The sequence below is a fragment of the Sphingomonas sp. NFX23 genome (assembly GCF_049887795.1).
Lineage (GTDB): Bacteria > Pseudomonadota > Alphaproteobacteria > Sphingomonadales > Sphingomonadaceae > Sphingomonas.
On the sequence record NZ_JAGEKH010000004.1, the window covers coordinates 135,792 to 148,422 of the forward strand.

Annotated in this window: 7 protein-coding genes; 5 read left to right on the forward strand and 2 right to left on the reverse strand. The window is 66.1% G+C overall.

The window, feature by feature from the left end; translation table 11 throughout:
- Positions 1-23: 23 nt before the first annotated feature.
- Both J4O76_RS11640 and J4O76_RS11645 read right to left on the reverse strand, forming a co-directional pair.
- Entirely contained in the window at positions 24-878 is an 855-nt protein-coding gene (locus J4O76_RS11640; protein WP_121885167.1) for an AAA family ATPase, read from the reverse strand.
- A 66-nt stretch (positions 879-944) separates the two neighbouring features.
- Positions 945-1,679 (reverse strand): DUF6975 family protein, encoded by a 735-nt coding sequence (locus tag J4O76_RS11645; protein ID WP_426281971.1) that lies wholly within the window; start codon positions 1,677-1,679, stop codon positions 945-947.
- 206 nt (positions 1,680-1,885) lie between these two features.
- Here J4O76_RS11645 and J4O76_RS11650 point away from each other — a divergent pair, with 206 nt between their 5' ends.
- The 5 genes from J4O76_RS11650 (at position 1,886) to J4O76_RS11670 (ending at position 12,449) form a co-directional block, all read left to right on the forward strand.
- Positions 1,886-4,198, forward strand: a complete 2,313-nt coding sequence (locus J4O76_RS11650) for a DPP IV N-terminal domain-containing protein (protein WP_426281972.1) — start codon at positions 1,886-1,888, stop codon at positions 4,196-4,198.
- Positions 4,199-4,204: 6 nt separating this feature from the next.
- The gene (locus tag J4O76_RS11655; RefSeq protein WP_426281974.1) at positions 4,205-4,921 is read left to right on the forward strand and encodes an MgtC/SapB family protein; all 717 of its coding nucleotides are present in this window, start codon (positions 4,205-4,207) and stop codon (positions 4,919-4,921) included.
- A gap of 382 nt (positions 4,922-5,303) precedes the next feature.
- Positions 5,304-6,329, forward strand: coding sequence for an aspartate-semialdehyde dehydrogenase (locus J4O76_RS11660; RefSeq protein ID WP_426281975.1), 1,026 nt, complete (start codon positions 5,304-5,306; stop codon positions 6,327-6,329).
- Positions 6,330-6,786: 457 nt separating this feature from the next.
- Positions 6,787-11,529: a beta strand repeat-containing protein gene (locus J4O76_RS11665; protein WP_426281977.1), complete on the forward strand. Its 4,743-nt coding sequence runs from the start codon at positions 6,787-6,789 to the stop codon at positions 11,527-11,529.
- A gap of 143 nt (positions 11,530-11,672) precedes the next feature.
- Positions 11,673-12,449 (forward strand): alpha/beta fold hydrolase, encoded by a 777-nt coding sequence (locus J4O76_RS11670; RefSeq protein WP_426281979.1) that lies wholly within the window; start codon positions 11,673-11,675, stop codon positions 12,447-12,449.
- The last annotated feature ends 182 nt before the right edge of the window (positions 12,450-12,631 follow it).

Sequence of the window (12,631 nt, forward strand, 5' to 3'; positions counted from 1 at the left end):
CACGCCGCCGGTTCCTCGATAGCTTACCCCTGGTTCTTCTGGCGCTTCGCCATGAAGGCGAGGCGTTCGAACAGCATGACGTCCTGCTCGTTCTTCAGCAGCGCACCGTGCAGGGGCGGGATCGCCTTGGTCGGGTCGCGGTTCTGGAGGATGTCGAGCGGCATGTCCTCGTGCAGCAGCAGCTTCAGCCAGTCGAGCAGCTCGCTGGTCGAGGGCTTTTTCTTGAGGCCCGGCACGTCGCGGACGTCGTAGAACAGGTCCATCGCCTTGCTGACGAGGATCTTCTGGATGCCGGGAAAATGGACGTCGACGATCGCCTGCATCGTGCCGCGATCAGGGAACTTGATGTAATGGAAGAAACACCGGCGCAGGAACGCGTCGGGCAGTTCCTTCTCGTTGTTGCTGGTGATGATGACGATCGGGCGCTCGACCGCGCGCACCGTTTCCTTGGTCTCGTAAACGTGGAATTCCATCCGATCGAGTTCCTGCAACAGGTCGTTCGGGAACTCGATATCGGCCTTGTCGATCTCGTCGATCAGCAGGACGGGCGGGGCGGGCTGGGTGAAAGCCTCCCACAGCTTGCCCTTGCGGATATAGTTGCCGATGTCGTGGACGCGCGCATCGCCGAGTTGGCCGTCGCGCAGGCGGGCGACCGCGTCGTACTCGTACAGGCCCTGTTGCGCCTTGGTGGTCGACTTGATGTTCCACTCGATCAGCGGCGCGCCCAAAGCCTTGGCGATCTCGTAGGCGAGCACGGTCTTGCCGGTGCCGGGTTCGCCCTTGATCAGCAACGGGCGGCGCAGCGTCACGGCGGCGTTGACCGCGACTTTCAAATCGTCGGTCGCGACGTAGCTCTGGGTGCCCTCGAAGCGCTTCATGCGATGTCCCGTCCGGTTCTGAATACCGGGTATGGATAGAGGGGAAGCGTCGGTCAGCGCAAGCGGTCAGAGGTCGCCGCGCGCACTCGATCGCGCTTCGAGCAGCGACCACAGGCCGCGGTGCTGCGCGAAAAGTTGCTGCGCGCCGAACAGGATCGCGCGCTGGCAACCGGGCGATGCACCGAGTTCCGCGACGAGCGCGGCGGTGCCGGTCTCGGACGGAAGGGTGATCGGGGGGACTGCTACCCCGAACCGCTCGGCGGCGACATCGAGGACGCGGCGGATCGCGCGCCAGTCATAGAGCAGCGCAGCCACCGCCCCGGTCGCACATCCACGGCGCTCCGAGCGGGCAAGCATTTCGAGCGCATGACGTTCGCCGACCAGTGCCGACTCGCTCTCCGCCTGGCCTGGGGTCGAGGGTAGGGGGCCGACCGCGGCGGTGAGGTGTGCGAGATAGGTGCGCTCGTCGGCGAAGCCGCTGGCTGCGACGGCGAGCCAATCCGAGGCTTCGGGCTGGATCGCGCGGGCGAGCACGTCGACGATCAGGCCGGGATGGTCGCCGTGGACCGCGCACAGCGCGTGGACCGCGTCGGAGAGGTTGCGCTGGCCCAGACCGCCGGCGATCAGGCGCGCATGATGCGGATGCGCTGCGCTGCCGTCCGCGTCGGCGAGCGTGACGAACGCATCCCATGCGCTCCGCTCGCTCGGCTCCCCGTCCTGTATGCCCGCGTTCGAAACCATCATTCCCCGGCCGTGCTGCACCACGGAAAGCTCGATCCGCGACGATGTCCCGCTTGCCATAAACGAAGGACGTAAAGACGGAGTTTACGGAGCGTTCATTATGCCGTGTTGGAGGGAAATGACGTTTGCGAGTCGGGGGCGCTTCGGCTCGCTCGGCATCACGATGCGCCCTTTACGCCGGGCCATGCCGCCGCGATAACGCGCGACCGAAGATTTTCGGGTCCGTCGGGCGGTATCCGGCGGGATGATCCCACGGAGACTACAGGATGCGCACATGGTTGCTCGGGCTTGCACTTGCTTCGGTCGGAACCGCCGCGATGGCCGCTGATCAGGTCACGCCGCCGGCAGCGCCTGCCACGCCGGCTCCTGCACCTGTCCGCCCGGTCGAGGCGGCCAAGCCCGGCGACCTGACGATGGCGCGCGTGTTCGGCAATCCCGACCTGTCGGGATCGCAGCCGAAAGCGGTGCGGCTGTCGCCCGACGGCACGCTGCTGACGTCCCTCCGCAACCGCGACGACGAGAAGGAGCGCTTCGATCTATGGGCGGTCGATACCGCGACGGGCCAAGCGCGGATGCTGGTCGATTCGAAGACCGTCGGCAGCGGCGCGGAGCTGACCGAGGCCGAGAAGATGCAGCGCGAGCGTGCACGGATCGGCGGGCAGAAGGGCATCGTCGCGTATGACTGGGCGCCCGACGGCAAGTCGATCCTCGTACCGCTCGACGGCGACCTGTATCTCGCCGGCCTCGACGGCAAGGTGAAGCGGCTGACCAATACGCCCGGCGGCGAGCTGAACCCGGTGGTGAGCCCCAAGGGCAGCTTCGTCTCGTTCGTCCGCGACCAGAACGTCTTCGTGCAGCCGCTCGCCGGCGGCGACGCGCGCGCGGTGACGACGGGCGGCGGCGGCACGGTCCATTTCGGCGAGGCGGAGTTCGTCGCGCAGGAGGAAATGGACCGCCGCACCGGCTATTGGTGGTCGCCCGACGAGCAATATGTCGCGGTCGAGCGGTTCGACGAGGCGCCGGTCCATACCGCGACGCGTGCGTCGATCGGCGCGACCGGAACCAAGGTTTACGAACAGCGCTATCCGGCCGCCGGTACGCCCAACGTGCTGGTCGACCTGTACATCATGAAGTCCGATGGCTCGGGGCAGGTGAAGGTCGATCTCGGCACCAACCCCGACATCTATCTGGCGCGGGTCGACTGGACGCCGGATGGCCGGATGCTGCTGGTCCAGCGCCAGAGCCGCGACCAGAAACTACTGGAGATGCTCCGCGTCGATCCGGCGACGGGCAAATCGACCGTGCTGTTCACCGAGAAGTCGGGCGTAAAAAGCTGGCTCAACCTGTCCGATGCGTATCACGTGCTCAAGGACGGGAGCCTGATCTGGCGGTCGGAGCGGAGCGGCTACGGACAGCTCTACCGGTTCGCGTCGGGGAAATGGACGCAGCTCACGAAGGGCGACTGGGTCGTCACCGATCTGGTCGGTGTGGATGAAACCAAGGGGCGCCTGTTCTTCCTCGGCAACAAGGACGACGTGCTCGAGCAGCAGCTCTATTCGGTCGACGTCGCCAAGCCGAACGTGATCACCAAGCTGACCGAAGCGGGCTGGTGGAACAGCGCGACGATGGACGCGGCCGCGAGCCGGTTCATCATCTCGCGCTCGAACCCGAAGCAACCGACGCAGGTGTATCTGGCGGATGCGACCGGCAAGCGGCTCTCGTGGATCAATGAGAATGCGGTGGTCGAGGGGCATCCCTACTACCCGTATCTGTCGAGCCATCAGGAGACCAAGTTCGGGACGCTGAAGGCGAAGAACGGCATGACGCTCCACTACGAGATGATCACGCCGCCGCTGGAGCCGGGCAAGAAATACCCGGTGTTCTTCGAACATTACGGCGGCCCCGGCACTGGTCAGGTCGTCACGCGCGGTTGGCAGGGCGCGCTGCCGCAATACCTCGTCGATCGCGGCTGGATCTATTTCAAGATCGACAATCGCGGCTCGTACAACCGCGGCAAGGCGTTCGAGGACCAGATCTATCATGCGATGGGCACGGTCGAGGTCGAGGACCAGCTGTCGGGTGCGAACTTCCTGAAGTCGCTGCCGTTCGTCGAGTCGAGCAAGATCGCGACCTATGGCTGGTCGTACGGCGGCTATATGTCGCTGAAGATGCTGGAGAAGACGCCGGGCGTGTATGCGGCCGCGGTCTCGGGCGCTCCGGTCACCGACTGGCAACTGTACGACACGCATTATACCGAGCGCTATCTGGGCGATCCGGCGAAGGATCCGGCGAGCTATTCGACGTCGGCGGCAGTCGAGGAGGCGAACCGGATCGTCGATCCGTTGCTGCTGATCCATGGCATGGCGGACGACAATGTGTTCCTCGACAACTCGACCAAGGTCGCAGCAAGGATGCAGGCGACTGCGACGCCGTTCGAGATGATGTTCTACCCGGGGTATACGCACCGCGTGGCGGGGCCGGGGATCAGCGAGCATGTCTGGGGGACGATCCTGAACTTCCTCGACCGGACGGTGAGGGACAAGCCGGTGGCTGAAGCTGCACCCGCGCCTGCGAAGTAAACGCCGGTGCGGTTCGTCGAGACGTTTCACCTGTGGCCGTTCCTCGACACGCTGGTGAGCTATATCGCCGCGTTCGTGTTCGGGACGCTGATCGGGGCGGAGCGGCAATATCGCCAGCGCACCGCGGGGTTGCGGACCAACACGCTGGTCGCGCTCGGGTCGGCGGCGTTCGTCGATCTCGGGCAGCGGCTGGGCGGCGACGTCGAGTCGATCCGGATCATCGCCTATGTCGTGTCGGGGATCGGCTTCCTCGGCGCGGGCGTGATCATGAAGGAGGGGATGAACGTCCGCGGGCTTAACACCGCGGCGACCTTGTGGTGCTCGGCGGCGGTGGGATCGTGCGCGGGCAGCGACATGATCGCGGAGGCTGGGTTGCTGACGTTCGTCGTGCTGCTGGCGAACACCGCGCTGCGGCCGCTGGTCGACGGGATCAACCGGATCCCGACCGAGGGGCGGACGATCGAGGCCACCTATAGCGTGATGGTGACGGTTGCGGCGGGGGATGCGGGGCCGATCGGCGATCTGGTGGTCGAGCATCTGGAAGCTGCTCAGTTACAGGTGGCGGAACTGGACGTGACCGAGCGGGGGGAGGACCGGGTCGAGGTTGCCGCGACGCTGGTGGCGACGAACGTGCCGGCGGAGGAGCTGGATGCGATTACGGATCACCTGGCGAAGGTGCACGGGATCGAGCATGCGACTTGGCAGGCGCGGACGCACGACTGAGGGCCGGGTTTAACGGTGCACCTTCCCCAGCCACCACCCCGGCGAAGGCCGGGGCCCAGTTGGAAAGGTCGCAGTAATGGACCACAGCGCTTAGTTGGCAACGTCCCCCAACTGGGCCCCGGCCTCCGCCGGGGTGGTGCTACTGCTGGGGCAGGTGCTGATACATATCGCTGAACACTAGCTTGTTCCCCCGCGAAGGCGGGGGCCCAGACTGGGCTCCCGCCTTCGCGGGAGAACACGGAAGGCAGGGGTGCCGTCTCCCAGGTCCGGCCAAACCTTCCGCCCCCCCAAACTCCCCCTATCCGCGCAACAAGTCGAAAGCCGTTGGACCTCGCCGCGCAACGTCGGTACTGCCCGCCTCAAGTCCAATCGGAGTGACAACATGGGTTATCGGGTGGTGGTCGCAGGGGCGACCGGCAATGTCGGGCGTGAGATCCTCAACATCCTGGCGGAACGCGAGTTTCCGGCGGACGAGATCGCCTGCGTCGCGTCGTCGCGCAGCCAGGGGTTGATGGTCGACTACGGCGACACCGGCAAGCAGATCAAATGCACGAACATCGAGCATTTCGACTGGAACGGCTGGGACATGGCGCTGTTCGCGATCGGCTCCGAGGGTTCGGCGATCTATGCACCGATCGCTGCGGCCGCCGGCTGCGTGGTGATCGACAATTCGTCGCTGTACCGCATGGACCCCGACGTGCCGCTGATCGTGCCCGAGGTGAACCCCGAGGCGATCGACGGCTACAAGGTCCGCAACATCATCGCCAACCCGAACTGCTCGACCGCGCAGATGGTCGTCGCGCTGAAGCCGCTGCACGACGCGGCGAAGATCCTGCGCGTGGTCGTCTCGACCTATCAGTCGGTGTCCGGCGCGGGCAAGGCGGGCATGGACGAGCTGTTCGAGCAGAGCCGCAACATCTTCGTCGGCGATCCCGCAGAGCCCAAGCTGTTCACCAAGCAGATCGCGTTCAACGTGATCCCGCACATCGACAGCTTCCTCGACGACGGCTCGACCAAGGAAGAGTGGAAGATGGTCGTCGAGACCAAGAAGATCCTCGACAGGAAGATCAAGGTCACCGCGACCTGCGTCCGCGTGCCGGTGTTCGTCGGCCATTCGGAAGCGATCAACATCGAGTTCGAGAACGAGATCACGGCCGAGGAAGCGCAGAACATCCTCCGCGAGGCGCCCGGCATCATGCTGGTCGATAAGCGCGAGGACGGCGGCTACATTACCCCGATCGAATGCGTCGGCGACTTTGCGACATATATCAGCCGCGTGCGCGAGGATCCGACCGTCGAGAACGGCCTGAACTTGTGGTGCGTCAGCGACAATCTCCGCAAGGGGGCGGCACTGAACGCGGTGCAGATCGCCGAACTGCTGGGGCGCCGGCATCTGCAGAAGGCGTAGTCCGGGGGGCCATCGGGCCTCCAACACCTTTCAAAAGACCGATCAAAACCGCGTCGTCACCTCGTGTGACGGCGCGGTTTTGCGATTCGCTTCGGATGACGAGCGCGAGCGGCTGGACGCACCGATCGAACCGAAATGCGGTAAATTTGTTCTGGCTATTGGATAGCGACCAATTTGGATGTGTTCATTAACGATCAAAAATACCGGATACAGCAACAGTCTGGTCGCTAACTTGATCTATGCAACAAGAACGGTTTTATGTTTCAATCGAAATGAATTGAAGTTGTGTAGAATAACGACGACTTGCTTTCTATGTTCCGTGTGTATGCTTATTTATTACGGTAACAGACTATTAGTATTACAGGGGTGAACATCCTTCCGTTCCGATAGTCGAATCTAGAGTTCGACGATGCGGAAAATCAGGGCTGCTGTTGCAGTCGTCAGTGGAGGTTGTTTGATGTCCAACGCGTTTGTTCGCCCGCAAGATCGAGACGCCGTGACGCCGACTGGCGCCAAGACGTTCGCTTCGCATCCTGCAAAGTCGCCCACCTTTACCCGCACGCTGCGCCGCCTGCGCGATGGCGCTTCATTGATCGGGCTGGCGACGACGTCGCTGTTCGCGGCGCAGTCGGCGTCGGCGCAGACGACGCCCGCGCCGAACATCGTTGGAGCCTGCTCGGGGGTCAGCCTACCGCGTTCGGTAGTTACGGACATCCTCAGCCCGGTCGTTACCGGCATCGCAAACCCGGTCCAGAGCACCGTCAACCCGATCCTCAGCAACGTCAAGAGCATCTCCGGGGTACTGACGGTGTCCGTTCTCGGTCTGCCGCCGCTCGTTGCCAACCTGCCGAGCGTGCCGACCCCGGCGCTCAGCATCGACGTTGCCGGTATCCTGAACGATGCGGCGAACAATGCGCCGCTCACGTTGTCGGTGCTCAACTCCAATGGCGTCGCGGTCGGCCCGAACGACTCCTGCGTCACCCAGGCGGACGGGTTCACCTTGCGGACGCCGGCCGGTATCGCGATCGGCGGCAATCGGATCACCGGGCTCGGCGCGAACGGATTCGAGGCCTTCGCAGCCGATCCCAATGCCATCGCGTTCGGCAACTCCGCTCGGACCGGAGCGGGCGCGGTTGGCGCGATCGCATTCGGCGGCCAGGCGCAGGTCGCCGACAATGCAACCGGCGCGATCGCTCTCGGCACCGGTGCCAGTGCGACCGCAGCGAACGGCGTCGCGCTCGGCGCGGGCAGCGTATCCTCGCGGGCGGCCGCAACCGGCTATACCGCGATCGGGCTCGCTGTTCCCCAGAACTCGGCCGGCGAAGTCTCGGTCGGCGCGGCGGGTGCCGAACGCCAGATCACTAACGTCGCGGCGGGCACCGCGGCAACCGATGCGGTCAACGTCGCCCAGCTCACCGGCGTCCAGGCGCAGATCGGCACGCTCGCAAGCGGTGCGGTCCAATATGACGGTACGACCCGTACCAGCGTGACGCTGGGGGGAGCCGGTACCGGCGCGCCGGCGGTGGCGCTCCGCAACGTTGCGGCAGGCACGCTCGGCGCGACCTCGACCGATGCGGTCAACGGCAGTCAGCTGTTCGCGACCAACGCCAACGTCACGAACCTGACGACCAACATCAGCAATGGCGCGATCGGCGCGCTGCAATATTCCAACGCCGCGACGCCGACCGTTCCGAATGGCGGCGTTCCCTCCAACGACGCTGCGCTGGTCGGTGTCGCGGCGGGCCCGGTCGGGCTGCACAATGTCGCCAATGGCGTCGTTGCCGCCGGATCGACCGACGCGGTCAACGGCGGACAATTGTCGACTGTGACGGATCAGGTCGGCACGCTGGCCGGGCTCGCCGTCCAGTATGACGACGCGACGCGGACGCGGGCGACGTTGGGCGGTGTCGGGACTGGTGCAGCGCCCGTCGCGCTCGGCAACGTCGCGGCCGGCACGCTCGGTGCGACCTCGACCGACGCGGTCAACGGCAGCCAGCTGTTCGCGACCAACACCAACGTCACCACCACCAATACCGCGCTGACCAACCTGACGACCAACATCGCCAATGGCGGCATCGGCGCGCTGCAATATTCGAACGCGGCGACGCCGACCGTGCCGAACGGTGGCGTTCCGACCAACGACGTCGCGCTGGTCGGTGCAACGGCAGGACCGGTCGCTCTGCACAACGTTGCCGATGGCACTGTCGCGACCGGGTCGACCGACGCCGTGAATGGCGGTCAGCTTGCCACGGTGACCGGCCAGGTCGGGAACCTCGCCGCGCTGTCGGTCCAGTATGACGACGCGACGCGGGCTCGGGTCACTCTGGGCGGTCTCGGCACGGGGGCCGCTCCGGTGGCGATCGGCAACGTCGCGGCAGGTGCGCTCGGCGCGACCTCCACCGATGCGGTCAACGGCAGCCAGCTGTTCGCGACCAATACCAACGTCACCAACCTGACGACCAACATCGCCAATGGCGCGATCGGTGCGCTGCAATATTCCAGCGCGGGTGCGCCGACCACGCCGAACGGAGGCGTGCCGTCGAACGACGCCACGCTGGTGGGCGGTGCCGCCGGCGCGGTCGCGCTGCACAACGTGGCCGATGGCGCGGTCGCGGTGGGTTCTACCGACGCGGTCAATGGCGGTCAGCTTGCCCTGGTCTCGGGGCAGGTCGGCACGCTGAACGGTTTGGCGGTACAGTATGACGACCTCAGCCGATCGCGCGTGACCTTCGGCGGCGTGGGTGCGGCACCCGTCGTGCTCGGCAACGTCGCCGCGGGAACGCTGGGCGCAACCTCGCTCGAGGCGGTGAACGGCAGCCAGTTGTTCACGACCAACGCCAACGTCACGAACACCAACACGGCACTGACCAATCTCACGACCAACATCGCCAATGGCGGTATCGGCGCGGTGCAATATTCCAACGCCGCGACGCCGACCACCCCAAATGGCGGCGTGCCGAGCAACGACGTCGCGCTGGTCGGTGCGGCGGCTGGCGCGGTCGGACTGCACAATGTCGCGAATGGCAATGTCGCGGTGGGGTCGACCGACGCGGTCAACGGTGGACAGCTCGCCAGCGTCTCCGGGCAAGTCAGCGGCCTGTCCGCACTCGCGGTCCAGTATGACGATGTCGGCCGCTCGCGGATCACGCTCGGCGGCGTCGGTACGGGCGCAGCGCCCGTCGTGATAGGCAATGTCGCGGCAGGCGCGCTTGGCGCGACCTCGACCGAGGCGGTCAACGGTAGCCAGTTGTTCGCGACCAACACCAACGTCACCAACCTGACGACGAGCATCGCGAATGGCGCGATCGGTGCGCTGCAATATTCGAGCGCAGGCGCACCAACCACGCCGAACGGCGGCGTACCGTCGAACGACGTGACGCTCGTCGGAGGTGCCGCTGGTGCCGTCGCCTTGCACAATGTCGGCAACGGCGTGGTTGCGGCCGGCTCGACCGATGCGGTCAACGGCGGCCAGCTGGCGACCGTCTCCGGCCAGGTCGGCAACCTCGCCGCGCTGTCGGTGCAGTATGACGATCCGACCCGGACGCGCGTGACGTTCGGTGGGGCAGGCAACGCGCCGGTCGTGCTCGGCAACGTCGCGGCGGGTACGCTCGCGGCAGGGTCGACCGAAGCGGTCAACGGCGGGCAGCTCGTGGGGCTCGGCACCAGTGTCGCGGCAGGCCTGGGTGGACTGTCGAGCTACGACGCTGCCACCAACCGCGTGCTCGCCTCGATCGGGTTCGGCGGGGTGCAATATGGCAACGTCCAGTCGGTCTTCGATGCGGTCGATGGCGCTATCAACGGCGGTGCGGGCATCCGGTATTTCCGGGTTCTCTCGACCCGCGGCGACAGCGTCGTGACGGGTACCGACAGCATCGCGATCGGTCCGGAAGCGACCGCGACCGCGGACAACAGTGTCGCCATCGGCACCGGGTCCTCGGCGCTTCGTGGCGGTACGCTTGGTTATGCGGCACTGGGGCTCGCGGGCTTGCAGAACTCGGTCGGTGAAGTGTCGGTCGGGTCGGCCGGTGGCGCTCGGCAGATCACCAACGTCGCGGCAGGCACCGCGGCGACCGATGCCGCCAACGTCGGCCAGGTCGCAGGCGTCGCGGCGCAGGTCGCGGCCTTGGGCACCACGACCGTCCAGTACGACAACGGCACGAAGAACGCGATCACGCTCGGCGGTGCCGGCGGGACGGTCATCACCAACGTCGCCGCCGGCAACGTTGCCGCCGGGTCTACCGACGCGGTCAACGGCGCGCAGCTTGCGGCGACCAACACGCAGGTGGCGAACAACACGACCGCGATCACCAACCTGGGCAACCAGATCAGCAATGGTGCGACCGGGCCGGTGCAATACTCGAACCCCGGCAGCGCCACCACGCCGAACGGTGGCACGAAGACCAACGACCTGACGCTGGTCGGTGCGGCGGCTGGCCCCGTCGGCCTGCACAATGTCGCGGGCGGTTCGATCGCGGCGGGTTCGACCGACGCGGTCAATGGCGGGCAGGTCTATGCCCTGGCGCTGACGGCGGTGAACGCGGTGTCGTACAATACCGATGCCAACGGCGTGCGGACCAACACCGTGACGCTGGCGGGCGGCAATGCGGCGGCGCCGGTGACGATCGCCAACGTGGCCGCAGGTACGGTCGCGGCGGGGTCTGCCGAAGCGGTGAACGGTGGGCAACTCTACACCACCAATCAGGCGGTCGCGACGGCACAGGGCACCGCGAACAGTGCGCTCGCGCTGGGCAGCAACTCGGTGCAATACGGTCCTTCGCGTACCAACGTGACGTTCAACGCAGGCGGTCAGGCGACCGTGCTGAGCAACGTCGCGGCGGGCGTGTCGACCACCGACGCGGTCAATGTCGGCCAGCTGAACTCGGGCATCAACTCCGCGGTGACGCAGGCGAACGCCTATACCGACGGACGGATCGCGGCGCTCGACTTCGATCTGCGCAACCTCCGGCGGGACAGCTTCGCCGGGACCTCCAACGCGCTGGCAGCCGCCGGCCTCCCGCAGGCGTATGAAGCGGGCAAGGGGATGATCGCGATGGGTGGCGGCACCTATGCCGGCCAGTCGGCGGTCGCGGTCGGGATGTCGAAGGCGTTCAGCGATGGCCACACGGTCGTCAAGCTGAGCGGCACCTATGACTCGCAGGGCCGTGCCGGTGCATCGGGCGGGATCGGGTATCAGTTCTGATCCTGTCTTTGGACGTTGGGAACGGGCGGCCTTCGGGTCGCCCGTTTTCGTTTGAGGCTCAGGGTCGCGGGGAGTTGGAGACCAGGGAAGACGAGGGCGCGGGTTGACTTGGGAAGCGGCGGCTACGAATTGGCGGCGAACCAATGCAGGATGTGACCGTGGCCAGCACCCCGACCGAGACCCAGTTTTTCGAGAGCTTCGACGGCACGCGGATCGCGTGGCGCGAGGTCGGCGAGGGACGGCCGGTGGTGCTGATCCACGGCTATTTCTCTGATGCGAAGACCAACTGGATCCGCTACGGCCACGCGGCCAAGATCGCCGCCAAGGGTTTCCGGGTGATCATGCCGGACCTGCGCGCGCACGGTGAGAGCGAGAAGCCGCATGGGCTCGAAGCGTATCCGGCGGATGCGCTGACGCAGGATGGCCACGCGCTGGTCGCGCATCTCGGGCTGACGGACTATGACCTTGGCGGCTATTCGCTGGGCGCGCGGACGACGTCGCGGATGCTGGCGACGGGCGCGACGCCGCGGCGGGTGATCTTCTCCGGGATGGGTCTCGAAGGGCTGACGCAGACGTCGCGCCGGGCCGGGCATTTCCGCAATATCCTGACCAAGCTGGGGCAGCATGTGCAGGGTACGCCGGAGTGGCTGGCGGAGGCGTTCCTGAAGACGACGGGCGGCGATCCGGTCGCGTTGCTCGGTATCCTCGAGACGTTCGTCGATACGCCGCTGGAGTCGGTGAAGGCTATACAGCAGCCGACGTTGGTCGTGTGCGGCGGTGAGGATCAGGATAATGGTTCGGCACCGGATCTGGCGGCGGCGTTGCCGAACGGGACGTATGTCGAGACTCCCGGTGGGCATATGAGCGCGGTGGTGAAGCCCGAACTCGGCCAGGCGATCGCGGACTTCCTTGCAGGCTGACGCCCCGTCCTCGATCCTCCCCCGCCAGGGGGAGGTGGCTGGCGCTTGCCAGACGGAGGGGGAGGTAATCGACCACCTCCGTTGCGCGTTCCTCCCCCTCCGTCGCCTTCGGCGCCACCTCCCCCTGGCGGGGGAGGATTCGAAAGATCGGCGTTGACCAGACGGGGTCGGATGCTCACTCT

Bases quoted from the DNA above. Each gene is read 5' to 3' on its own strand.
- J4O76_RS11640 (WP_121885167.1), bottom strand. From the start codon at position 878: ATGAAGCGCTTCGAGGGCACCCAGAGCTACGTCGCGACCGACGATTTG.
- J4O76_RS11645 (WP_426281971.1), bottom strand. From the start codon at position 1,679: ATGGCAAGCGGGACATCGTCGCGGATCGAGCTTTCCGTGGTGCAGCAC.
- J4O76_RS11650 (WP_426281972.1), top strand. From the start codon at position 1,886: ATGCGCACATGGTTGCTCGGGCTTGCACTTGCTTCGGTCGGAACCGCC.
- J4O76_RS11660 (WP_426281975.1), top strand. From the start codon at position 5,304: ATGGGTTATCGGGTGGTGGTCGCAGGGGCGACCGGCAATGTCGGGCGT.
- J4O76_RS11665 (WP_426281977.1), top strand. From the start codon at position 6,787: ATGTCCAACGCGTTTGTTCGCCCGCAAGATCGAGACGCCGTGACGCCG.
- J4O76_RS11670 (WP_426281979.1), top strand. From the start codon at position 11,673: ATGCAGGATGTGACCGTGGCCAGCACCCCGACCGAGACCCAGTTTTTC.